This is a genomic window from Faecalibacterium sp. IP-1-18 (genome assembly GCF_023347355.1).
GTDB lineage: Bacteria > Bacillota > Clostridia > Oscillospirales > Ruminococcaceae > Faecalibacterium > Faecalibacterium prausnitzii.
Window position 1 is genome coordinate 2,174,207 of the sequence record NZ_CP094472.1, and the last position, 23,955, is coordinate 2,198,161.

At 58.1% G+C, this 23,955-nt stretch carries 21 protein-coding genes and 1 other annotated feature; of the genes, 8 read left to right on the forward strand and 13 right to left on the reverse strand.

The annotated features are described in order from the left end of the window. Positions 1–133: 133 nt before the first annotated feature. The 5 genes from metA to MTP43_RS10380 all read right to left on the reverse strand — a co-directional run bounded on the left by metA (position 134) and on the right by MTP43_RS10380 (position 5,070). On the reverse strand, positions 134–1,069 hold the full coding sequence (metA, locus tag MTP43_RS10360) for a homoserine O-acetyltransferase MetA (RefSeq protein ID WP_097782494.1): 936 nt from the start codon (positions 1,067–1,069) through the stop codon (positions 134–136). A 16-nt stretch (positions 1,070–1,085) separates the two neighbouring features. Next, positions 1,086–2,360, reverse strand: a complete 1,275-nt coding sequence (locus tag MTP43_RS10365; RefSeq protein ID WP_097782493.1) for an O-acetylhomoserine aminocarboxypropyltransferase/cysteine synthase family protein — start codon at positions 2,358–2,360, stop codon at positions 1,086–1,088. Positions 2,361–2,452: 92 nt separating this feature from the next. Further along, positions 2,453–3,109 carry a methionine ABC transporter permease gene (locus MTP43_RS10370; protein WP_005920294.1) on the reverse strand — a complete coding sequence of 219 codons (657 nt, stop codon included), beginning with the start codon at positions 3,107–3,109 and terminating at the stop codon, positions 2,453–2,455. Continuing rightward, on the reverse strand, positions 3,106–4,119 hold the full coding sequence (locus MTP43_RS10375) for a methionine ABC transporter ATP-binding protein (RefSeq protein WP_005920296.1): 1,014 nt from the start codon (positions 4,117–4,119) through the stop codon (positions 3,106–3,108). Before MTP43_RS10375 ends, MTP43_RS10370 begins: the two co-directional genes overlap by 4 nt. A gap of 36 nt (positions 4,120–4,155) precedes the next feature. Then, entirely contained in the window at positions 4,156–5,070 is a 915-nt protein-coding gene (locus tag MTP43_RS10380) for a MetQ/NlpA family ABC transporter substrate-binding protein (protein WP_005920298.1), read from the reverse strand. Between the two features lie 889 nt (positions 5,071–5,959). Here MTP43_RS10380 and MTP43_RS10385 point away from each other — a divergent pair. Both MTP43_RS10385 and MTP43_RS10390 read left to right on the forward strand, forming a co-directional pair. Further along, entirely contained in the window at positions 5,960–6,751 is a 792-nt protein-coding gene (locus tag MTP43_RS10385; protein WP_005920301.1) for a threonine/serine ThrE exporter family protein, read from the forward strand. Beyond that, positions 6,751–7,197 carry a threonine/serine exporter family protein gene (locus MTP43_RS10390; protein WP_044959654.1) on the forward strand — a complete coding sequence of 149 codons (447 nt, stop codon included), beginning with the start codon at positions 6,751–6,753 and terminating at the stop codon, positions 7,195–7,197. Before MTP43_RS10385 ends, MTP43_RS10390 begins: the two co-directional genes overlap by 1 nt. A gap of 208 nt (positions 7,198–7,405) precedes the next feature. Here the strand turns inward: MTP43_RS10390 and MTP43_RS10395 are convergent, their stop codons facing one another. Then, entirely contained in the window at positions 7,406–7,987 is a 582-nt protein-coding gene (locus tag MTP43_RS10395; protein WP_154252213.1) for a twin-arginine translocation signal domain-containing protein, read from the reverse strand. Positions 7,988–8,269: 282 nt separating this feature from the next. Here MTP43_RS10395 and MTP43_RS10400 point away from each other — a divergent pair, with 282 nt between their 5' ends. From MTP43_RS10400 to MTP43_RS10415, 4 genes are all read left to right on the forward strand, one after another. Next, complete coding sequence (locus tag MTP43_RS10400) at positions 8,270–8,845, forward strand: nitroreductase family protein (RefSeq protein WP_249234806.1); 576 nt, start codon at positions 8,270–8,272, stop codon at positions 8,843–8,845. Positions 8,846–9,053: 208 nt separating this feature from the next. After that, on the forward strand, positions 9,054–9,890 hold the full coding sequence (locus MTP43_RS10405) for an ABC transporter substrate-binding protein (protein WP_044959516.1): 837 nt from the start codon (positions 9,054–9,056) through the stop codon (positions 9,888–9,890). 112 nt (positions 9,891–10,002) lie between these two features. Beyond that, positions 10,003–10,767, forward strand: a complete 765-nt coding sequence (locus tag MTP43_RS10410) for an amino acid ABC transporter permease (protein ID WP_005920313.1) — start codon at positions 10,003–10,005, stop codon at positions 10,765–10,767. Then, a complete protein-coding gene (locus MTP43_RS10415; RefSeq protein WP_005920317.1) occupies positions 10,757–11,521 on the forward strand; it encodes an amino acid ABC transporter ATP-binding protein in 765 nt (254 codons plus the stop codon). Before MTP43_RS10410 ends, MTP43_RS10415 begins: the two co-directional genes overlap by 11 nt. Positions 11,522–11,596: 75 nt before the next feature. Here the strand turns inward: MTP43_RS10415 and leuB are convergent, their stop codons facing one another. The 4 genes from leuB to MTP43_RS10435 form a co-directional block, all read right to left on the reverse strand. After that, entirely contained in the window at positions 11,597–12,670 is a 1,074-nt protein-coding gene (leuB, locus tag MTP43_RS10420) for a 3-isopropylmalate dehydrogenase (protein WP_005920319.1), read from the reverse strand. Positions 12,671–12,843: 173 nt separating this feature from the next. Continuing rightward, positions 12,844–13,326 carry a 3-isopropylmalate dehydratase small subunit gene (gene leuD, locus MTP43_RS10425; RefSeq protein ID WP_015536899.1) on the reverse strand — a complete coding sequence of 161 codons (483 nt, stop codon included), beginning with the start codon at positions 13,324–13,326 and terminating at the stop codon, positions 12,844–12,846. 18 nt (positions 13,327–13,344) lie between these two features. After that, positions 13,345–14,604, reverse strand: a complete 1,260-nt coding sequence (leuC, locus tag MTP43_RS10430) for a 3-isopropylmalate dehydratase large subunit (RefSeq protein WP_015536898.1) — start codon at positions 14,602–14,604, stop codon at positions 13,345–13,347. A 16-nt stretch (positions 14,605–14,620) separates the two neighbouring features. Beyond that, positions 14,621–16,273: a 2-isopropylmalate synthase gene (locus MTP43_RS10435; protein ID WP_015536897.1), complete on the reverse strand. Its 1,653-nt coding sequence runs from the start codon at positions 16,271–16,273 to the stop codon at positions 14,621–14,623. Positions 16,274–16,488: 215 nt separating this feature from the next. Continuing rightward, positions 16,489–16,755, reverse strand: a binding site (T-box leader). A gap of 319 nt (positions 16,756–17,074) precedes the next feature. Between MTP43_RS10435 and ftsH the strand changes: the two genes are divergently transcribed. Together ftsH and MTP43_RS10445 are read left to right on the forward strand one after the other, a co-directional pair. After that, positions 17,075–18,925, forward strand: a complete 1,851-nt coding sequence (gene ftsH / locus MTP43_RS10440; protein ID WP_015536895.1) for an ATP-dependent zinc metalloprotease FtsH — start codon at positions 17,075–17,077, stop codon at positions 18,923–18,925. 173 nt (positions 18,926–19,098) lie between these two features. After that, positions 19,099–19,713 carry a hypothetical protein gene (locus MTP43_RS10445; protein WP_015536894.1) on the forward strand — a complete coding sequence of 205 codons (615 nt, stop codon included), beginning with the start codon at positions 19,099–19,101 and terminating at the stop codon, positions 19,711–19,713. Positions 19,714–19,960: 247 nt separating this feature from the next. Here MTP43_RS10445 and MTP43_RS10450 read toward each other — a convergent pair whose 3' ends face one another. The 3 genes from MTP43_RS10450 to MTP43_RS10460 form a co-directional block, all read right to left on the reverse strand. Next, positions 19,961–21,250, reverse strand: a complete 1,290-nt coding sequence (locus tag MTP43_RS10450) for an O-acetylhomoserine aminocarboxypropyltransferase/cysteine synthase family protein (RefSeq protein WP_015536893.1) — start codon at positions 21,248–21,250, stop codon at positions 19,961–19,963. A 525-nt stretch (positions 21,251–21,775) separates the two neighbouring features. Beyond that, on the reverse strand, positions 21,776–23,032 hold the full coding sequence (locus MTP43_RS10455; RefSeq protein WP_097782481.1) for an MFS transporter: 1,257 nt from the start codon (positions 23,030–23,032) through the stop codon (positions 21,776–21,778). 43 nt (positions 23,033–23,075) lie between these two features. Then, entirely contained in the window at positions 23,076–23,873 is a 798-nt protein-coding gene (locus MTP43_RS10460) for a zinc dependent phospholipase C family protein (RefSeq protein WP_097782480.1), read from the reverse strand. Between the last annotated feature and the right edge of the window lie 82 nt (positions 23,874–23,955).

The window sequence follows — 23,955 nt, forward strand, 5'->3', positions numbered from 1 at the left end:
CCTTCAAAATATTGAAAGCTCCAAGACAGCTTCTCAAAAAAGGGTAAAAAAAGCTGAGCACCTGTGAAAGATCAGGTGCTCAGCTTTTTTACATTTTTCGTTGACGCTGTTTCGCAGCAGTCCTTTTTGTTATTTATTTCTCGTGTTTTACCCGTTGGATATCTCCCAGATCATAGGGAGTGTTCTGGTAGACGTAATAGTTCAGCCAGTTTTCATACAGCAGGTGGGCGTGGGCGCGCCAGCGGAACAGCGGCGGCTTTGCGGGGTCGTCATCCGGGTAATAGTTGACGGGCACATGGATGGGCAGGCCCTTGGCTACGTCCCGCTTATACTCGGCATCCAGCGTATACTTATCGTACTCCGGGTGACCGGTAACAAAGATCTGCCGCCCGTTCTCGGTGCTCATGAGGAAGGGTCCGGCGGCGTCGCTCTCGGCCAGAATGCGCAGTGCGGCGCAGTTGTCCACATCCTCCCGGCAGATGCCGGTGTGGCGGCTGTGGGGGGCGTAGAACACCTCATCAAAACCGCGCACCAGCGGGTTTGCCGGGCGGGTGACCCGGTGCTCGAACACGCCGAACATCTTTTCCGGCAGCAGCTGCTTGCGCACGCCGTAGTGGTAGTAAAGCCCGGCCTGTGCGCCCCAGCAGACATGGAGGGTGGAGTAGACGTTCGTTTCGCTGAAGTCCATGATCTCGCACAGTTCGTTCCAGTAGTCCACCTGCTCAAAATCCATGGTCTCCACCGGCGCGCCGGTGATGATCATGCCATCGTAGCGGTTGTTCTTTACCTCGTCAAAGGTCTTGTAAAAGGCCTCAAGGTGGGCAGCCGACACATGGGTGGCAGAGTGGCTGGCAGTTTGCAGCAGGGTCATGTGCACCTGCAGCGGGGTGTTGGCCAGCAGCCGGGCGATCTGGGTCTCGGTGGCGATCTTAGTGGGCATCAGGTTCAGGATCAGAATTTCCAGCGGACGGATATGCTGCGCCAGCGCCCGCTCCCGGTGCATGACAAAGACGTTTTCTTCATACAGGGCGTCAAAGGCGGGTAAGGTCTTGGGGATGATCAGCGGCATAGGATGGTTGCTCCTTTCATACCTTATCCAGTGCCTGCGCGATATCGGCGATAAGGTCCTCGGCAGATTCCAGACCGCAGCTCATGCGCACCAGCTCAGCGGGCACACCGGCGGCAGCCAGCTGCTCGTCGTTCATCTGGCGGTGGGTGCTGGAGGCAGGGTTCAGGCAGCAGGTGCGGGCATCCGCCACATGGGTCTCAATAGCGGCAAGCTTCAGCTCCTTCATAAAGGTGCTGGCGGCCTGACGTCCGCCGGCCAGACCAAAGCTTACCACGCCGCAGCTGCCGTTTGGCAGGTACTTCTGCGCCAGTGCGTGGTAGGGGCTGCTTTCCAGCCCACAGTAGTTCACATAGGCCACCTTGGGGTGGTTTTCCAAGAACTGTGCCACCGCCATACCGTTGGCGCAGTGGCGCTGCATCCGGACGTGCAGGCTTTCCAGACCAAGGTTCAGCATATAGGCGTTCATGGGGGACTGCATGGAGCCGAAGTCCCGCATCAGCTGCGCGGTGGCCTTGGTGATGAAAGCCCCCTCCTTGCCGAAGCGCTCGGCATAGGTGATGCCGTGGTAGCTGTCGTCCGGGGTGCACAGACCCGGGAACTTCTCGGCGTGCGCCATCCAGTCGAACTTGCCGCCGTCCACGATAGCACCGCCCAGCACTGCGCCGTGGCCGTCCATGTACTTGGTGGTGGAGTGGGTCACGATGTCCGCGCCCCACTCAAAGGGGCGGCAGTTGACCGGCGTGGGGAAGGTGTTGTCCACCATCAGCGGCACGCCGTGGGCGTGGGCGGCCTTGGCAAACTTTTCAATGTCCAGCACGGTCAGGGCGGGGTTTGCGATGGTCTCGCCGAACACCACCTTGGTATTGGGTCGAAAGGCGGCATTCAGCTCCTCCTCGGTGCACAGGGGGTCTACGAAGGTGGCGGTGATACCCATTTTAGCCATGGTGACCGAGATGAGGTTGAAGGTGCCGCCGTAGATGGTGCTGGAGGCCACGATGTGGTCCCCTGCCTCGCAGATATTGAACAGGGCAAAGAAGTTTGCGGCCTGTCCGCTGGAGGTAAGCATAGCGGCGGTGCCGCCTTCCAGCTCGCAGATCTTTTTGGCTACCATGTCGCAGGTGGGGTTCTGCAGGCGGGAATAGAAATAGCCGTCTGCCTCCAGATCAAACAGCTTGCCCATGTCCTCGCTGGTGGCGTACTTGAAGGTGGTGGACTGAATGATGGGGATCTGACGGGGCTCGCCATTGCCGGGGGTGTAGCCGCCCTGCACGCAGATGGTATCACGGTTCATACAACATACTCCTTTGCTGGTTTTTTGGTCGGGAAGGACGATTCCCCGCAGGAGGGGCTGCCTCCGGCGGGGAATCGAAAATTCAAAGTTTCTTATTTCCGCAGGCGCTTATCGCTCTTGGTGGCCCACAGGGTGCCCACAGACTGGAACGCCTGCACCATCAGCACCAGCAGCACCACGCAGACGATCATGATATCGGTCTGGTAGCGGTAGTAGCCGTAGGACAGGGCGATCTTGCCCAGACCGCCGCCGCCGATGACGCCGGACATGGCGGAGTAGCCCAGAATGGTGGTCAGTGCGGTGGTCATGCTGGAGATCAACCCGGGCAGGCACTCCGGGATCATGACCTTGGTGATGATCTGAAACGGGGTAGCGCCCATGCTCTGGGCAGCTTCCACCACACCCTCATCCAGCTCCCGCAGGCTGGTCTCCACCAGACGTGCCACGAAGGGGAAGGCGGCGACCACCAGCGGAACAATGGTGGCCTTGGTGCCCACCGTAGTGCCCACGATGGCGCGGGTAAGCGGGAACACGCAAATCATCAGAATGAGGAAGGGCACACTGCGCAGGATGTTGATGACGATGTTGATCAGATGCATCAGCCAGCCGGGCAGGGGCAGAATGCCATCCTTGTCACCGGCTACCAGCAGCACGCCCAGCGGCAGGCCCAACACCAGCGCAAAGGCGGTGGAGAGCACCGTTACATAAAAGGTCTCCCAGATGGCAAAGCCGTAAGCTGCGATATTCATATACCGGTCACCTCCTCTACCGTTACGCCGGACTGGCTGCGCATATACTCCACAGCCTGCTGTGCGACCGCAAGTTCTGCGGGCAGCTTGAGCAGCATGGAACCGTAGCACTGGCCGCTCAGATCGCGGGTATCGGCGCTGAGCACCGACACCAGAATGCCCTTTTCGGCGGCAAGGCTTGCCACCAGCGGCTTTGCAGTGGAGGAACCATTAAAGGTAACGCGCACCACATGGTCATCCGGCGCAAAGCAGGAAAGATCCCGCGCTGCGCTGCCGCCGTTGGGAGCCACCAGACGCTTGGCAGCCGCCGTTTTGGGGTTAGCAAAAATCTCCTGTACCGAGCCCTGTTCCACGACCATACCGCCGTCCAGAATGGCCACGCTGTCGCAGATCTCCTCCACCACGCTCATCTGATGGGTAATGACCACCACGGTGATGCCCAGCTTACGGTTGATATCCTTGATCAGGGTCAGGATGGAGTGGGTGGTGTTGGGGTCCAGCGCACTGGTAGCCTCGTCGCACAGCAGCACCTTGGGGTTGGTGGCCAGTGCGCGGGCAATGGCGATGCGCTGCTTCTGACCGCCGGACAGCTGTGCCGGGTAGGCGTTGGCCTTATCCGGCAGACCCACCATCTCCAGCAGTTCCATGGCGCGCTTTTCGGCCTCCGCCTTCTTTACGCCTGCCAGCTCCATAGGGAAGCAGACGTTCTTCAGGCAGGTGCGCTGCATAAGCAGGTTGAACTGCTGGAAGATCATGGTGATCTCCCGACGGCGCTTGCGCAGCGAGGCGGGAGACAGGGTCTCCATAGCCACGCCGTCGATCACCACGCTGCCGCCGGTGGGGCGTTCCAACAGGTTGATGCAGCGCACCAGCGTGGATTTGCCCGCACCGGACATACCGATGATGCCGTAGATGGAGCCATCGGGAATGGTGAGGTTGATGTTCTGCAGCGCTTTCACCGCGCCATCCTTCATCTGGAAGGTCTTGGAAAGATACTTGAGTTCGATCACAGAAATTGCTCCTTTAGCTTATCCCTCGATGGTAGATTATCCCTCGATGGGTGCCAGACTGTCCTGCTTGCCGCCGTAGACGCCCATGGGCTCTACGTGAATACCGGCAACAGATACCAGATGGGTACCCTTTTCGGCGTTGAAGTTGTCCAGATACGGCTGATGCTGGAAGTAGTTGGTGTCTACCTGACCGTCCTCGACGATCTGGTTGGGGATCACATAGTCGTCGTACTCCTGGATGTCCAGCGTGATGCCCTTGGCGGCAAGGATCTCCTTGCACACCTCCAGCACCTCGCAGTGGGGAGCGGGAGTAGCGGCGCAGCTGACGGTCTGGCCGTTCAGAGCGTCATAATCCACAGTGGAATCATAGCCGTCGGTGGGGTTCTCCACAACGGACACCACGGAGCCCTTGTAGGTCTCGTCCATGAAGTCCTTCACCTTCTGGCTCTGCAGGGCAGCAGCCAGAGCCTTGATCTTAGGCTCCTCCTGATTGCCGTCCTTGCACACCAGAATGTTGACGTAAGCAGAAGAGCCGTCCTCCATGGCCAGTGCATCGGTCATGGGGTTCAGACCGGCAGAGATGGCGTAGTTGGAGTTGATGACGGCGTAGTCCTCGTCCTGCAGGACGTTGGGCACCTGAGCGGCCTCCACCTCGTCCACGGTGACGTTCAGGGGGTTCTCCTCGATGTCATTCTTGGTGGCGGTCAGGCCGGCATCTGCCTTCAGCTTGAAGAAGCCGTTCTTCTCCAGCAGGGTCAGGGCACGGGCCTCGTTGGTGGTATCGTTGGGCACAGCCACCTTGATCTTATCCAGCTTAGCAGCGGCAGAAGATGCCACGCTGCCGGATGCAGCGGCGGAAGAAGCAGTGGAAGAAGAACCACCGCAGGCAGTCAGGGCAGCGGCTGCGGCTGCCACACCGGTAACTTTCAGAAAATCGCGACGAGTAATCATAGTTTTGTTCCCTCTCTATTGTTCTCTATTATGTACTGCGGCCCGCACGGCACCTTTCCGCGCGCAGCCTTGAACGGATGAATGAAAAAATGCCCCCGTCCTTACGAGCCTTAGACTCTGCAAGGACGGAGGCATGAACATCCTTCCGTGGTACCACCTTGGTTCACTGTACCCTTACGGATACAGCCTCGATGCTGCGGCAGCGTGTACTGCTTACAGCCGGACGCTGTAACGGGCGCATCCCGTTGCGGGCTTAGCACTCCTGCGCCTCGTCCGCACGGCTCCGAGACCATTTTCAGCTTCCTGCTTCCTGCCCTTTTCCACCGCCCGGGCTCTCTGGTAAGGATCAATGCGAAGGCCTACTCTTCTCTTCACAGCCATTTTTGTGATATTGACACTATAATAAACCCATCGGCGGCATTTGTCAACACCTTCAACGAAGTTTTTGGGTAGGGATATGGCTTCCGGCCTTTTGCCGCGCCCGTTTTGCTTGACAATGCGCACAAAAAGGGTTATACTATAACTACAAAAGGCACTGCGACAAGCGGTTGGCCCTTTAGGTTTTTAGTTTAACTTTTATCCAAAGAAAAACCGTCACCTGTGGGGGGTGGCGGTTTTTACTTTCTTACCTTGATCGTAAACGTAAATCCAAACAAGTGGAATGTCAAAGTAATAGGCATGTTCTCACCTCCTTCCGGAAGTGAGAGCCAACCGCCTGCCGTATGTGCAGTACCTTTCGATCGCTTTTCAGCGACAGGACAATTATAACATATTCCGACCCTTTTCGCAAGAAAGCTCTGGTGTTTCCAGAGCTTTTTATTATACGCCCTTGTATGCGGCTGGTGCACATGATAAAATAGGGTATCATCTTTTGCAAGGAGCGCAGGCAATGAACAGCAGAGACCATTTTCCCGATGAAGAGCTGCGCCGCCGCATCATGGATTTTATCATGGCCGCAGGGCAGACCCTGCTGGAAAATGGTGCGGAGGTGTTCCGGGTGGAGCAGACCATGGAGATCATGGCGCGCAGCTTCCATCTGCGGGAGTTCCACGTTTATGTGCTGACCAACGGCATTTTTGCCAGTGCCGGCACTGCCGAGATCAGCGAGGTGCGCAACGTACCGGTGCGCACCACCCATCTGGGGCGGGTGGCGGCGGTGAACGAGCTTTCCCGCCAGATCGCCCAGACAGGGATGACCTTGGACGAAGCCGAGAGCCGTCTGGTGCTGGCGCGGCAGCTGCCCTTCCCCAAAGATCATGTGCAGCTGCTTTCCGGGCTGTGCGGGGCGTTCTGCTTTGCCATGATGTTCGGCGGCAACCTGCGCAGTGCACTGGCAGCTGCCGGGGCGGGGCTGGTGGCCAGCTGGTATCTGCTGTGGTGCGGGCGGCATGAGGTGCCCGGCGGCTTCCAGAAGATCAGCACCGCCGCGCTGATCACGCTGGTGTGCATTCTGCTGTGCAATCTGCTGCACACCTCTGCCAGCCACGCTATCATCGGCACGCTGATGATCCTGACCCCGGGCATCGCCTTTACCATGGGCATCCGGGACTTTGTGCAGGGCGATTACCTTTCCGGCACCATCCGCATGATCGATGCTTTGCTCATTGCCGCCAGCATTGCCATAGGCACCGGCCTTGTGCTGCGGCTGTACACGGTACTTACGGGGGTGGTCGTGGTATGATGTCCCTTACAGCTGCACAGATCGGCGAGCTGACCGCGCAGTTTTTTCTGGCCGCGGCAGGCACGCTGAGTTTTGCCATTCTGTTTGCATGCCCCAGGCGCTGTCTGCCCTACTGCGCGCTGGTAGGCGCTGTGGGCTGGCTGTGGTACGAGTTGCTGACCCTGCTGGGCGCAGACGCCGCCACGGCCTCCCTGCTGGCGGTCATTCCGCTTACCATCCTTACCCGCGTGTTTGCCATTACTCAAAAAACGCCGGTCACGGTGTTTTTGCTGACCGGCATTTTCCCGCTTGTGCCGGGCGCAGGCATCTACTACACCGCCTACTATTTCATCCAGAACGAAAACACCCTTGCCCTTGCCAAGGGCATCAGCACCTTTAAAATCGCCGTGGCGCTTGCCATCGGCATCAGTCTGGTGCTGTGCGTGCCGCTGCCGAAGAGAAAGTAAGACCCTCTCAGTCATCTCGCCTTGCGAACGCAGTGAGCCTGAGAGGGTTTGCAAAGCCGCAGGCTTTGACGGAAGCGGTTGCCCGTTGCCGAAGAAGTGGCAGAACAAGGGTTCAACCCTTATATACGTCATTTCGTTAAAAATGGGCATCTGCAAATGCAGATGCCCATTTAGTGCTTATTAACCTATTAAGTTACTACGCGCACAATCAAGCGATGTGCTTAATGGGGAAAACGTAGGTAGCGATATCGTACTGACGATCCATCTCGGTACCCTCTGCCCAAGTAAAGCCATCCGGCAGAGTGATCTCAGCTGCGGAAATAGTGGTTGCATCCTTCTTAACGTTAGCCTTCACAGTAGTCATGACAGCTTCGCCAGCCTTCGGATTGGTGATAGCCACCTTAATATCAACTTCCTTGGTAGCAGGCGTGTAGGTCACATCAGTCACAAAGACGATGATGTGCTCGCCCTTAGAGGCATCCTTGCGAATCTCGACGACTGCCTTTTCGTTCTCCAGATGGTAACCTTCGGGCAACAGCTTCTTATCGATGTCAGCAACCTTCACAGAGTCCTCGGTCTTCAGAACATCAATCTTGGCAGTCTCACCCACAACCACGGTCTCGCCATTGCCTTTGTCTGCCATAAAGATGACCATCACAGGACGAGTGGTCACTTCAGGAATCACAGGAACATCCTCCTTGGAGCAGCCAGCCAGCACGCCAGCAGCAGCAACAGCCAGAGTAGCGACACCTGCGCCCTTCAGGAACTGACGACGAGAGATATTAGACATAATAATCAACCTCACAATCTTTCTTTCAAGCACGCCTTACACTGCATGTAACGCGTTTACACCTATATAATACCTTTACCTACCCCCCATTGTCAAGTATTTCATGGAAACATTCACCAAAAAAATACAAGGATACAAGAATAAGTGTCACTATCCTTTACAATACAGCCGCCGTATCCGCAAAAAACCACGCCGCAGCCATTGCTGTGCGCCGGTGCATCTGTTATACTTTATATAGTTTTTTTCCGTTTTGTATTTTACCGGATAAAGGAGCGATTTATAATGTCTGTTATGGAACTTCTGACTACCCGCCGCACCTACCGCCGGTTTGCACAAAAGGCCGTGCCGCAGGATGTGGTGGATGATATCGTACAGGCCGTGCGGCTGTCCTCCTGCGGGGCAAACCGGCAGGAGGTGCGTCTGGTGCTGGTGCAAAGCCCGGAGATGGTGGCCAAGGTACAGCCGCTGGTCAAATGGGCTGGCTATCTGCCGCCGGAGCAGGGCACGCCCAAGGCGGACGAGCTGCCCACCTTTTATGCAGCTGTGGTGCAGGATACCGCCATTCCCGGCGACCTTGCCACCGACACCGGCATTGCACTTGCCAACATGACCCTTGCCGCATGGGACAAGGGCGTGGGCAGCTGCATCATGGGCGCGATCAATAAGCCCGCCCTGACCGCGCTGCTGGGCATTGAGGAGCCGCAGAAGCTGGCCTTTATGGTGGCTTTTGGCTACCCCACCCACAAAGCCAGCATCGTCCCCATGACCGAGCAGACCGGTGTAAAGTACTATCTGGACGAAAACCGCGACTACTGCGTGCCTAAGCGCAGCGCGGAGGAGCTTGCAAGAAGCCTGTAAAAGCCGGTTTATACTGCATATATTCACATATTTTCTCCGTTATTGCATAAATGTTTGCAAAATCGTTTCAATTTCACGGATTATTATGCACAAGTATTGACTTTTCGTTTTGTACAAACTATACTAAGTGCGTTCCCCGAAAGCGCGATGAATCGCATCCCATCGGGGCAAAGCGAACTATATTGCATAGATTGAGGAGTGTTTGAATATGAAAAAGATCTCTCGCCGCAGCTTCATGGCTGCCGCTGCTGTTTCCGTTGCTGCTCTGGCTCTGACCGCCTGCGGTGGTTCCGCAAGCTCTGCTGCTTCTTCTGTGGCAAGCTCTGCCGCTTCCTCCGAGGCTGTTTCTTCTGCCGCTGCCGCTGACCTGACCACCGTAGAGGCCGGCAAGCTGACCATGGCTACCAACGCCGCCTTCCCTCCGTACGAGATGACCACCGATGCCGGCGAGTTTGAGGGCATCGACGTGGACACCGCCAAGGCCATTGCTGAGAAGCTGGGTCTGGAGCTGCAGATCGATGATATGGACTTTGACGCCGCACTGCTCAGCGTGCAGCAGGGCAAGGCCGACATCGTGATGGCAGGCGTTACCGTGACCGACGAGCGCAAGGCTGTGATGGACTTCTCCGACAGCTACGCCACCGGCATCCAGTCCATCATCGTGCCCAACGATTCCGAGATTGCTTCTCCCGACGATCTGGCCGGTAAGAAGATCGGCACCCAGCGCGGCACCACCGGCTACATTTACTGCTCCGATGATTTCGGTGATGAGAATGTGGTTGCTTACGACGACGGTCTGACCGCTGTGCAGGCCCTGAACAATGGTCAGGTGGACGCTGTGGTCATCGACAACGCTCCCGCACAGGAGTTCGTGGCTGCCAACCCCGGCCTGAAGGTGCTGGATACCAGCTACGCCGAGGAAGATTACGCCATCGGCATGGCAAAGGGTTCTGCTCTGGAGGACGCTGTCAACAAGGCTCTGGAGGAGCTGAAGGCTGACGGCACCCTGCAGGCCATCGTGGACAAGTACATCAACGCCAACTAAACCGCGTGCCCTGTACCATTCCCGTACCCAAGGAGGCGCCCCGCTCCGGGGCACCTCTTTTTTTAGAAAAAAGTGGTTACAATTTATTGACAAACAGAAAGCGAGGATGTGAATGGCTGCGCAATACGAACTGCTCAAAGAGCTGCTCAACAGCGGCACAAAGCTAAGCTTTGGACAGGATTTCTTTTTTAAGTTTTATCAGGCCTTTCTACTGAAGGACCGCTGGATGCAGTACATCAACGGTGTGGGCACCACCCTGCTGGTCACCGCACTGGCGCTGGCGCTGGGCGTGGTGCTGGGCAGCGTGGTGGCGCTGGTGCGCGTGACCCACGACCAGCAGCGCCCCGGCCACAAAAACGCGGTGCTGGGCTTTTTTAACGCGGTGTGTCAGGTGTACACCACCATCATCCGCGGCACGCCTATGATGGTGCAACTGCTGATCATGAGCATGGTCATTTTTTCCAACAGCCGCAACTTTACCATGGTGGGTGCACTGACCTTGGGCATCAACTCCGGCGCGTATGTGTCCGAGATCATCCGCGGCGGCCTGATGGCTGTGGACCCCGGCCAGATGGAAGCCGGGCGCAGCCTTGGCCTGAACTACATGACCACCATGGTGGTCATCATCATCCCGCAGGCCATCCGTGCGGTGCTGCCTGCACTGGGCAACGAGTTTATCGTCCTGCTCAAGGATACCTCCCTGATCACCACCATCGGCGGCAAGGAGCTGCTGTATGCTGCACAGGGCATTATGAACCGTACCTACGAAGCCATGTTCCCCCTGCTGGGCGTTGCACTGATCTACCTGATCCTTGTTATGCTGTTTACATGGCTGCTGAGCAAGTTTGAGAGGAGGCTGGCACAAAGTGACCGATAAGATTTTGGAAGTACGCGGCCTGACCAAGACCTACGGCGGCGTAAAGAAGCGCGGCGCAAAAAAGGCCGACCCCACACTGGATGTGCTGAAGGGCATCGACCTTGATATCTACCGCGGCGACGTGGTTTGCCTGATCGGCCCTTCCGGCTGCGGCAAGTCCACCTTTCTGCGCTGCCTGAACCGGCTGGAGACCCCCTCCTCCGGCTCTATCAAGTTTGAAGGCGTGGAGGTGGACGAAGCGCACATCGACCCCGTGCGCCAGAAGATGGGCATGGTGTTCCAGCACTTCAACCTGTTCCCCCACCTGACCGTGAAAAAGAACCTTGAGCTGGCACCTACCCTGCTGAAGCTGAAGGACAAAGAGGCCATCTCTGCCCGCGCAGACGAGCTGCTGGCCCGCGTAGGTCTGGCCGACAAGGCCAACGCCTACCCCAAGAGCCTGTCCGGTGGTCAGCAGCAGCGCATTGCCATCGCCCGCGCGCTGGCTATGGACCCGGACGTGATCCTGTTCGACGAGCCCACCAGCGCCCTTGACCCCGAGATGGTGGGCGAGGTGCTGGAGCTGATGAAGGAGCTGGCACACACCGGCATCACCATGCTGGTGGTCACCCACGAAATGGGCTTTGCCCGTGAGGTGTCCAACCGGGTCATCTTCATCGACGATGGCAAGATTCAGGAGGATGAGCCGCCGCAGGAGCTGTTCACCAACCCCAAGCACCCCCGCCTGAAAGCCTTCCTCTCCAAGATGCTGTAATAATATAAAAAATTCAAGCCCGGAAGGTCGGTAGACCTTCCGGGCTTGTTTCGTTGAATAATGATGCGCTGCGGCTTAAAGCTCTGCCAGAATGGCATCGCCCATGGCGGTGCAGCCAAGGCAGGTGCAGCCATCGCTCATGTTGTCGGCTGTGCGCAGACCCTTGTCCAGCACACGGCTCACAGCGTTCTCAATGGCATCGGCTTCCTCTGCCATGCCAAAGGAGTACCGCAGCATCATGGCGGCGGACAGGATGCAGGCAGTGGGGTTTACGATGTCCTTGCCTGCAATGTCCGGGGCAGAGCCGTGGATGGGCTCGTACAGACCCCGGGTGCCGTCGCCAAGGCTGGAGGACGGGATCATACCGATGGAACCGGTGATCATAGAAGCCTCGTCCGACAGGATGTCGCCGAACATATTCTCGGTGACGATCACGTCAAACTGCGCAGGGTTCTTCACGATCTGCATAGCGCAGTTGTCCACGAACATCTCGCTGTACTCCACGTCCGGGTACTCGGCCTGCAGCCGGTGCATCACAGTGCGCCACAGGCGGCTGGTGTCCAGCACGTTGGCCTTGTCCACACAGCACAGCTTTTTGCGGCGCTTGCGGGCAGTCTCGAAGCCGATGCGGCCAATGCGCTCGATCTCGTGCTCTGCGTAGGGCATGGTGTCCACGGCCTGCTTTTCGCCGTTTTCCAGCGTGTGGGTCTGGTGCTGGCCGAAGTACACGCCACCGATCAGCTCCCGCACAATGATAAAGTCAATGCCCTGTGCCACGATCTCGGGCTTTAAGGGGCTGGCAGGCGCCAGCTGCGGCCAGATCTTGGCGGGGCGGTTGTTGGCGTACAGCCCCATGCCGGCGCGCAGCCGCAGCAGGCCCTTTTCTGGCCGCTGCTCCCCGGGCAGGCCCTCCCATTTGGGGCCGCCTACCGCGCCCAGCAGCACGCTGTCGGCGGCAAGACACTTGTCCAGCTCGTGCTGGGGCAGCGGGTCGCCGTATTTATCAATGGCCTCGCCGCCCATGGCGGCAGCGGTGTAGTGGAAGGTATGGCCGTACTTTTCAGCCACCTTATCCAGCACCCGGAGGGTCTGCTTTACGATCTCCGGGCTGGAGCAATCGCCCCAGATGACAGCAATATTTTTTTCCATGAGGTACTCCTTTTACAATAATTAGCAGCGCCTGCAAACCACCCCTTCCGTCACGGCTTACGCCGTGCCACCTTCCCCAAGGGGACGGCTTTTCGCGGTAGTGGGAAAGTTTGCGGCATTGCTGTAAGGCGCCCCCTTGGGGGAGCTGCCGAACGAAGTGAGGCTGAGGGGGCTTATTTCTGGATTGCCTTCATCAGGCCACCGGCAGAGATGATGTTCTGGATAAAGGGCGGGAAGGGCTCGGCGTGGAACACCTTGCCGTTGGTCTCGTCGGTGATGACGCCGGTGTCAAAATCTACCTGAACGGTGTCCCCTGCTTCAATGGCGTCCACAGCCTCCGGGCATTCCATGATGGGCAGGCCGATGTTGATGCTGTTGCGGTAGAAGATACGGGCAAAGCTTTTGGCAATAACCACCGCAATGCCGGCAGTCTTGATGCACAGGGGTGCGTGCTCGCGGGAGGAGCCGCAGCCAAAGTTCCAGCCGCCCACCATGATATCGCCGGGCTGCACCCGGTTCACAAAGTCCTTGTCGATATCCTCCATGCAGTGGCTGGCAAGCTCCTTGGCGTCCTGCGTGTTCAGGTGGCGTGCCGGGATGATGACATCGGTATCCACGTTATCCGGGTATTTGAAAACAGAACCTCTTGCGTTCATGCTCATGCTCCTTTCGGGTCAGACCGTGCGCGGGTCGGTGATGTAGCCGGTCAGGGCGCTGGCGGCGGCGGTGGCGGGAGAAGCTAGATAGACCTCACTGTCCACATGACCCATGCGTCCCACAAAGTTGCGGTTGGTGGTGGAAACGCAGCGCTCGCCCGCTGCCAGAATGCCCATGTAGCCGCCCAGACAGGGGCCGCAGGTGGGGGTGGATACGATGCAGCCCGCATCGATAAAGGCGGTAGTCCAGCCCCGCAGGATGCACTCCTTATAAACAGCCATGGTGGCGGGGATGATGATGCCGCGCACGCCCTTGGCGATGTGCTTGCCCTTGAGGATGTTGTAGGCGGCTTCCATGTCCTCCAGACGGCCGTTGGTGCAGCTGCCGATGACCACCTGATCGATCTTGATGTCCTTGCCCTCGCTGGCAACATGGGTATTCTCGGGCAGGTGGGGGTAGCTGACGGTGGGCTCCAGTGCGCTGAGGTCGATCTCGATGGTCTTTTCATACACGGCATCGGGGTCAGCTTCGTAGAACACCGGCGGGCGCTGGCTGCGGCCTGCAAGATAAGCCTTGGTCACCTCGTCCACCGGGAAGATGCCGTTCTTGGCACCGGCCTCAATCGCCATATTGCAGATGCACAGGCGGTCGTCCATGGTAAGGCCTGCCACGCCCGGGCCGGTGAACTCCATAGACTTATACAGTGCGCCGTCCACACCGATCATGCCGATGATATGCAAAATCAGGTCCTTGCCGGACACCCGGGGGTTAAACTTGCCGGTAAGCACGAACTTGATGGCAGAGGGCACCTTGAACCATGCCATGCCGGTAGCCATGCCAGCGGCCATATCGGTAGAGCCTACACCGGTGGAGAAGGCACCCAGCGCACCATAGGTGCAGGTGTGGCTGTCCGCGCCGATCACGCAGTCACCGGCAGTGACGATGCCTTTTTCCGGCAGCAGCGCGTGCTCAATGCCCATCTGACCGACATCGTAGAAGTTGAGGATATCGTACTTATTGGCGAACTCTCGGCACTGCTTGGACTGGGTAGCGCTCTTGATATCCTTATTGGGTACAAAGTGATCCAGCACGATAGCGATATGCTCTTTATCAAACACGCGGTTAAAACCGGCGCGTTCAAACTCGTTGATGGCCACCGGGGTGGTGATATCGTTGCCCAGCACAATGTCCAACTTTGCGTTGATCAGCTGGCCTGCCTTGACCTCCGGCAGTCCGGCGTGTGCGGCAAGGATCTTCTGCGTCAGGGTCATTCCCATGGTAGTTTTCTCCTTTTTATCGATTGTTGATTGCGCTGACAAGGGCGCGGATACCGGCCACGATAATGTCGGTGTCGGTACCGGCACCCCATGTGACCGTGTTGTCTCCCCAGACAAGCCCCACATAGGAGGCTGCGCGGGAGGTGGAGCCCTCGTCCAGACTGTGCTCAGAGTAGTTTTCCAGATGGAAGTCCATGCCGGTGGCGCTCTGGATGGCGTTGGCTACGGCATCCAGACGGCCGTTGCCCACCGAGGTGACCACCTTGCGCTGGCCGTTCAGCTCCAGCGTGACTGTGGCGGTAATGCCGTTTACCTGCGCAAAGTGGGCTTCCACCACATTCAGCGGCTTTGCACGGTTGAGGTAGGTATCCTCGAAGATGTGCAGCACCTCGGCAGCGCTCAGCTCCTTGTGGCTGTGGTCGGACACGCTCTTGACCTTGTAGCCCAGCGCCTCCCGCATCTTGGGGGACAGATTGTAGCCGTAGTTCTGTTCCAGTACAAAACCGATGCCGCCCTTGCCGCTTTGGCTGTTGATGCGGATAACGTCGGCATCGTAGGTGCGGCCGATGTCGTGGGGGTCCACCGGGATGTAGGGACAGGTCCAGCGGTGTTCGCCGGTCTGCTTGCGGTACGCCATGCCCTTGGCAATGGCGTCCTGATGGCTACCGGAGAAGGCGGCAAACACCAGCTGCCCGGCGTAGGGGGTGCGCTCGTAGATGTGCATCCGGGTCACCCGCTCGTAGGTGGCGCAGATGGCGGGCATATCCGAGAAGTCCAGCTTGGGGTCTACGCCGTGGCTGTACATATTCATGGCCAGCGTTACGGCGTCCACATTGCCGGTGCGCTCGCCGTTGCCAAACAGGCAGCACTCCACGCGCTGTGCGCCCGCCAGCACTGCCAACTCTGCGCAGGCTACGCCAGTGCCGCGGTCGTTGTGGGGATGGGTGGAGATGATCACGCTGTCGCGGTACTTCAGGTGCTTGTCGCAGTACTCGATCTGGTTGGCGTACACATGGGGCATGCTCATCTCCACGGTCACCGGCAGGTTGATAATCATGGGGCGCTCCGGGGTGGGCTGCATGATATCCAGCACGGCGTTGCACACCTCTACGGCGTAATCCACCTCGGTGCCGGTAAAGCTTTCGGGGCTGTACTCAAACAGGAAGTTGCCCTCGTACTCCTCGCTGAGCTGCTTGACCAGCTTTGCACCGTCCACGGCGATCTGCTTGATCTCCTCTTTGGACTTGTGGAACACCTGCTCCCGCTGTGCCACGGAGGTGGAGTTGTAGAAATGGATCACCGCCCGGGGTGCGCCCTTGACGGCCTCGAAGGTGCGGCGGATGATGTGGTCGCGGCACTGGGTCAGCACCTGCACGGTGACATCGGCGGGAATCATATTCTTTTCGATCAGGGTGCGCAGGAACTCGTACTCGGTCTCACTGGCGGCGGGGAAGCCCACCTCGATTTCCTTGAAGCCGATCTTCACCAGCATCTGGAAGAACTCCAGCTTTTCTGCAAGGCTCATGGGCACGATCAGCGCCTGATTGCCGTCCCGCAGATCCACGCTGCACCATGCGGGAGCCTTTTCAATATGGTCTTTTTTTACCCAGCTGTCATAACCGGCGGGTACCGGATAGTACCCCGGTGCGTACTTGGTAGCGTCCATCATCCTGTTGTCCTCCTGATGTTGTGGTGCATAAAAATGCACCCCTTCCGTCTGCTCGTTTCACTCGCATCCACCTTCCCCAAGGGGACGGCTTTCCGGAATGCGGTAAAGTTTGCGGCATTGCCCAAAGGCGCCCCCTTGGGGGAGCTGGCATCGCGTAGCGATGCCTGAAGGGGTATCCGCATACAAAAAGGCTCCCGTCTTTCAAGGCGAAAACCTTGAGAGACGAGAGCCTGTAAATTGCTTTTACAGGGCACCCGTGGTACCACTCTCCTTGCTGCACGGTCAGGTACAGCCACTTTGCACGATCGGCCAAAACAGCGAATCGCTGCCCTTGTAACGGTGGGCATCCGTCAGAACCTACTTGTCCGTTCAGTTCTGCCGCTCGGGGGCCAGTATCCGAAGTTCTCTGCACCCGCCTTGCACCACCCGGCGGCTCTCTGCACGCAGAAGAAAGATCGTTTTATCCCTGTCAACGCATTTGCACTTTGTTGAAAGTGAGATAATTTTAGCACGACTGCCAGAAAGTGTCAAGAAGTTTCGTTCAGGATAAAGATGAAAGCATTTCACAATACCATGGGGTAAATCATGCAAAATTGAGGTCGTTGCTCCCCTGCCCCCTCATCCGGCAAGCCCTTTGCGCACCTATAATATGGTAACTGAGCGGCTTTAGCCCTCTTTGTTAAGAAACTGCTAAGTTTTTGCAAAGTTGCCCTCGCTGCGCTGTTGCTAGGCGGTAAGGTGTGGTATACTGGACGCAGCAAACGGGTGGAAGCCCACTTTATATAGAAGGAGGAACATCCCATGAAAGAAGTCAAGCCATCCAAAAAGCCGCTGGCTATCTACTATGCCATCGTGTTGCTGGTGCTGCTGGTCATCAACCTTGTGGTCATGCCGTGGCTGGCCGAGCGTCAGGTGCAGGAGGTAGACTACGGCACCTTTATGAGCATGACCGAGCAGGAAAACATCGGCAAGGTGGATATCCAGTCCAACCAGATCATTTTTACGGATAAGGACAACAAGCAGATCTACAAGACCGGCCTGATGAACGACCCCAGTCTGACCGAGCGCCTGTACGACGCAGGTGCACAGTTCTCCAGCGAGATCGTGGAGCAGGGTTCGCCGGTGCTCAGCTTTCTGCTGTGGTTCGTGCTGCCCATCCTGCTGTTCAGCTTCATCGGCAACCAGATGAACAAAAAGCTGATGGAAAAAGCAGGCGGCGGCCCGGGCTCCATGATGTTTGGCGGCGCGGGCAAATCCAACGCAAAGGTGTATGTGCAGTCCACCCACGGCATCCGCTTTGCGGATGTGGCCGGTGAGGACGAAGCCAAGGAGAACCTGCAGGAGATCGTCAATTATCTGCACGACCCCAAGCAGTACGAGGAGATCGGCGCCTCCATGCCCAAGGGCATTCTGCTGGTAGGCCCTCCGGGCACCGGCAAGACCATGCTGGCCAAGGCCGTGGCAGGCGAATCCAACGTGCCCTTCTTCTCCATCTCCGGCTCGGAGTTCGTGGAGATGTTCGTGGGCATGGGTGCCTCCAAGGTGCGTGACCTGTTCAAGCAGGCCAAAGAAAAAGCACCCTGCATCGTATTCATTGATGAAATCGACGCCATTGGCCAGAAGCGCAACAGCGGCCAGTTTGGCGGCAACGATGAGCGCGAGCAGACCCTGAACCAGCTGCTTACCGAGATGGACGGCTTTGAGGGCAACACCGGTGTCATTATTCTGGCGGCTACCAACCGCCCGGATTCCCTCGACCCTGCCCTGACCCGTCCCGGCCGGTTTGACCGCCGTGTGCCCGTGGAGCTGCCCGACCTGAAGGGCCGCGAAGAAATTTTGAAGGTACACGCCAAAAAGGTGAAGATCGCCCCGGGTGTGGACTTCAACACCGTGGCACGCATGGCCTCCGGTGCCTCCGGCGCAGAGCTGGCCAACATTGTGAATGAAGCTGCTCTTCGTGCCGTACGGGCAGGGCGCAAGAGCGTGACGCAGGCCGACCTTGAGGAGAGCATCGAGGTGGTCATTGCCGGCTACCAGAAGAAGAACTCCATCCTGACCGACCACGAAAAGTGCATCGTAGCCTACCACGAGATCGGCCATGCCCTTGTGGCAGCCAAGCAGTCCAACTCTGCCCCGGTGCAGAAGATCACCATCATTCCCCGCACCTCCGGCGCACTGGGCTACACCATGCAGGTGGACGAGGGCAACCACTACCTGATGAACAAGGCCGAGCTGGAAAACAAGATCGCTACCCTGACCGGCGGCCGCGCCGCCGAGGAGGTAGCCTTCAATTCTATCACCACCGGCGCGTCTAACGATATCGAGCAGGCCACCAAACTTGCCCGCGCCATGCTGACCCGCTACGGCATGAGCGATGAATTTGACATGGTGGCGCTGGAGACCGTGAACAACCAGTATCTGGGCGGCGATACCTCGCTGGCCTGCAGTGCCCAGACCCAGCGCGAGATCGATCAGAAGGTGGTAGATCTGGTCAAGACCCAGCACGAAAAGGCCATCCGCATCCTGACCGAGAACCGCGCCAAACTGGACGAACTGGCCCAGTACCTGTACCAGAAAGAGACCATCACCGGCGAGGAGTTCATGGATATCCTCAACCGCGACGACACCGAAAATAAACCAGAAAATCCCTGAAAATAAAAATTTTTGAATCTTTTGCAATAATCCGGCCGCCGTATCCGTTTACAAAGCAGATACGGCGGTTTTCCATTGTGAATGCGCCGCAGCTGAACCATGGTTCCAAAAAAGATTATGATGCAAAAAAACAAGGCAGTCCCTGCGGCTGCCGTTTTCAGGAGGTATTTCCTATGAAGATGCTGAACAAAAAGTTTGTCCGTACCCTGAGCTGTGCCGCTGTGGCGGTGTGTGCCGCTGCCATGCTGAGCGTGGGTGCATTTGCCGCCGAGGTGGATTCCACCTGCGTGGAGGGCTATCTGCCCCCGCAGGAGCAGATGGTGCAGGGTGACATCGCACTGCACAGCGGTGACGTTGCCGTGGGCGAAAAAGACCCCAGCTACGGCGGCTACGGTGCCCCGGAGGGCAATCCCATTCAGGGCAATATCATGCTGATCTCCGGCGATGAGCTGGCCGACACCGCAAAGACCGAGGCACGCTACACCGTCAAGGGTCTGCTGGGCAAGCAGCTGCTGTACACCGCCCGCCAGAAGGACGGCGTGCTGACGCTGGACGTCCCCGCCGAGGTGGCTACTTTCCGCACCACCATCGAGGATATGCAGACTTTGCAGGCCAACGGCGTGAAAACGCTGGTGCTGGTGACCGAGAAGAACACCACCACTCTGAACCTCTCGCTGCTGTGCGAGGGACAGAAGTCCGGCACCCGCGTCACCCTGCGGCATCTGGGCAGCAATGCTACCCTCTCTGTGGGTCTGCGCTGCCGCCGCGACCTGCTGATCGGCCGCTGAGTAAGACGGTTTGAAATGCCCGCCGCCTGCGCTTTGGGCATGATGCAAGGAAAAATTATTTTTATTAGAGCAATACCGGAGCGTCTGCGGACGCTCCGGTATTGCATTTTCACGGGTTGGGTCGTAAAAGATAAACGAGATGACAAGACCCCCGGCGGGCAGCCGGGGGTCTTGTCGCACACTTATGGAGACTTGGACAGGAATAAAAGGAAGATCACATTCCCTTTGCGGGAAAGAGAATCGCTGCTTACTTGCCGCGGACGGCTGCGAAGCCGGCTTCCAGATCGGCAAGGATATCATCAATGTGCTCGGTGCCGATGGACAGGCGGATGGTGTTCTGGTAGATCTGCTGCTCGGCCAGCTCGGCATCGGTCAGCTGGCTGTGGGTGGTGGAGGCCGGGTGGATGACAAGGCTCTTCACATCCGCCACGTTGGCCAGCAGAGAGAAAATCTTCAGGTTGTCGATGAAGGTAAAGGCCTCCTCGCGGCCGCCCTTGATGTTAAAGGTAAAGATGGATGCGCCGCCGTTGGGGAAATACTTCTGGTACAGGGCATGATCCGGGTGATCCGGCAGCGAGGGATGGTTCACCTTTTCCACCTGCGGGTGGTTGGCAAGGAACTCCACCACCTTTTTGGTGTTCTCCACATGACGCTCAATGCGCAGGCTCAGCGTCTCGGTGCCCTGCAGCAGCAGGAAGGCGTTGAAGGGGGAGATGGTAGCGCCGGTATCACGCAGCAGGATAGCGCGGATGTAGGTGACAAAAGCGGCAGGGCCTGCGGCATCCGCAAAGGAGACGCCATGGTAGCTGGGGTTCGGGGCGGCAATGTTGGGGTAACGGCCGCTGGCCTTCCAGTCGAAGTTGCCGCTGTCCACGATGATGCCGCCCAGCGTGGTGCCGTGGCCGCCAATGAACTTGGTGGCAGAGTGCACCACGATGTCTGCGCCGTGCTCGATGGGACGGATGAGGTACGGGGTGCCGAAGGTGTTATCAATGACCAGCGGCAGGCCGTGCTTGTGGGCGATGGCGGCAATGGCGTCGATATCCGGGATATCGCTGTTGGGGTTGCCCAGCGTCTCCAGATACACAGCCTTGGTGTTGGGCTGGATAGCGGCCTCCACCTGTGCAAGGTCGTGGGCATCCACAAAGGTGGTGTTGACGCCGAACTGGGTCAGAGTGTGCGCCAGCAGGTTGTAGCTGCCGCCGTAGATGGTCTTTTGTGCCACGATGTGGTCACCGGCCTGTGCCAGTGCCTGAATGGTGTAGGTGATGGCGGCTGCACCGGAAGCGGTAGCCAGTGCTGCCACGCCGCCCTCCAGCGCTGCGATGCGCTTTTCGAACACATCCTGCGTGGAGTTGGTCAGACGGCCGTAGATGTTGCCTGCATCGGCCAGACCGAAGCGGTCGGCGGCGTGCTGGCTGTTGCGGAACACATAAGACGTGGTCTGGTAGATGGGCACCGCACGGGCATCGGTGGCGGGGTCGGCCTGCTCCTGACCGACATGAAGCTGCAGGGTCTCAAATTTATATTCAGACATTGTTATTTACCTCTCTTTATATACCAAAAGTATTATTATTGTGTATAAAAAATCCCGATGCGTTTTCAAAGGCGCACCGGGCAGTGTGGTCTACCGGAGCTACTGCTGTCACATTCGGGTGCACATTCGCACAGCCGAGGGCAACATACAGTACACATCCGATGCCGGTGCCCGGTTGGTATGCATTCGCCCACAGCGATAATTTGCGTGCAGCAGTTCTTTCCAGATCAGCTTCATCTTTGTGCCCTCCTTCCGGTAAAACTTTTCCATTCCTCTATGTACCACCTGCCGGGGAACCTCTGTTTCATTTCCCTACAAGACTGGTGGATTGGATGTTTGCATTATATCCCGTTCTACCTAGTTTGTCAATAGGTTAATTCCACTTTTTTCAAGGATGTATTTTTTGCATGATAATTTTGCCTGTGCCGCCCGCGTCCGACAGCATTTTGTACAGCGACCCCTCTGAACAAAAACGAAGCCCGGAACGTCTGCGGACGCTCCGGGCTTCGTTTTTTCATAAAATGGTCAGACCTGCTTTGTCTCTTCTGTCCGGGTGGAAATGCTGAACAGCACAAAGCCGATGACAAACAGGATGGCAATGGAGCCCACACCCACGTTGGCGCTGCCGGTCAGCTGGCTGCCCACGCTGACGATCATGGTGCCAAGGAAGGAGGCGCCCTTGCCGCAGATGTCGAACAGGCCGAAGTATTCGCCAGATTTTTCCTGCGGGATGATCTTGGCAAAGTGGCTGCGGCTCAGCGCCTGCACACCGCCCTGGAACATACCCACCACCACGGCAAGCACCCAGAACTGCCACTGACTCTTCAGGAAGAAGGCAAAGACGGCAATGCCGGTATAGGCCGCGATGCACACCGGGATCAGGGTCTTGGACGCGTATTTCTGGCTCAGGCGGCCAAAGATCAGCGCCGAAGGGAAAGCCACGATCTGAGTGACCAGCAGCGCCAGCAGCAGGCCGGTGGTATCCAGCCCCAGTGCCGTGCCGTAGGCAGTGGCCATATCAATGATGGTATACACGCCGTCGATGTAGCAGAAGAAGGCCAGCAGGAACCAGAACACCTGCTTGTCCTGCGGCAGATGCTTCAGGGTCTGCCCAATGCGCACAAAGCTCTGGCGGATGGCGTGCTGCTCCACCTCCACATAGTTGATCTGGCGGTACTTTTTCAGCAGCGGCAGGGTGACCGCCAGCCACCACACAGCAGTAATGACCAGCGCGATGGACAGCGCGGTCATCTGGCTGAGCCCCACCACACTGCTGCCCAGCACCAGCGCCAGACAGACCACAAAGGGCACGCAGCTGCCGATATAGCCCCATGCGTACCCGCGGGAGGACACCATGTCCATCCGCTCCGGGGTGGTCACATCGCCCAGCATGGAGTCGTAGAACACCAGACTGCCGGAGTAGCCGATCTTGGCAATGATAAAAATGACCAGAAAGGCCAGCCAAGTGCCCGCCAGACCCATGGCGCAGCAGCCGATGACGCCCACAAAGAGGCAGAGCATGAAGATGGGCTTTTTAAAGCCCTTGGTGTCAGCCAGCGTGCCCAGAATGGGGCCCAGAATGGCGGTGACCACCGTAACGATGGAGCTTGCGTAGCCCCAGTAGGCCAGATAGTCCACCTTGCTCACGCCGCCGGCTTCGGCCAGCGCATTGAAGAAGATGGGCACCAGCGTGGCAATCATCAGCACAAAGGCCGAGTTGCCCACATCGTATAGGATCCATGCCCGCTCCAGCGGTGTCACCTTGAATTTTTCAGTTTTCATCGTATTTCCCTTGTCCTCTTTGCACCGCCGGGCGGCGCGTTTTTTAAAACTCCCCAAAGGTATGGTCGTAGGCGGCGTCCAGCGGCTCGTCCGTGTCCAGCTTTGCCACATACTCTAAGATCAGCCGCTCTGCCAGCGGCAGCGCCCTGGCGTACAGCGCATCCAGCTTGCGGTTGCTCTCGGTGCACTGCGGGTTCGGCTGCGGGTTTGCCACAAGGCCGTGCATCCCATCGTACTTGCCCAGCACCTTCATGCCGGTCAGCACCACCCAGCGCTTGACCGGGTTCGAAGCCTGCAGCACCTTATGCACCAGGATCATCCCCTTCAGGGATTCCAGTGCGGTCTGCTCCGAAATATCCTTGTAGAATGGCGCAATAACCCGGGCGTTCTCTGCGCTGGGGTGGATATGGCTGGCGGTAAAGAAGGTCAGCGGGTCATAGCCGTCCCGGCGCAGCAGCATATTGTCGAACTCGGTCTCGATCTCACAGTGAGTCACACCGCTCTCTCGGGTAAACTGTTCCACAAAGGGGTGGCAGGTGCTGTCCAGCGCAAAATGGCACACAAAGCCCAGCGCGTAGGCCAGCGCAGCCTCGCGGTCGGCTTCCTCGTGCACCACCCGCCGTGCCCGGTCAAAGAACGTTCTGCCCGGCTCGTCGTGCATGGCGTTGCCCAGCGCGGCGACCGGGGTGGACTTTTCCGCATGGTAATAGAACAGCACATCCGGCCCGTGCAGGCCGATATCGTACAGCTCCCGGTGCGCCTCCAGCTTTTCCCGCAGCGGCGCGGGCAGATGGTCCAGCACATTTGCGCCAAAGCGGCGGTGTGCGTAGGTAGAGGGCATTTCTCATTCCTCCTTCTTGCAGTGCCAGCGCCCGCCGCTCTGTTCCGGCTGCACTGACCAAAAATTCTATCGTTTCCAGTAT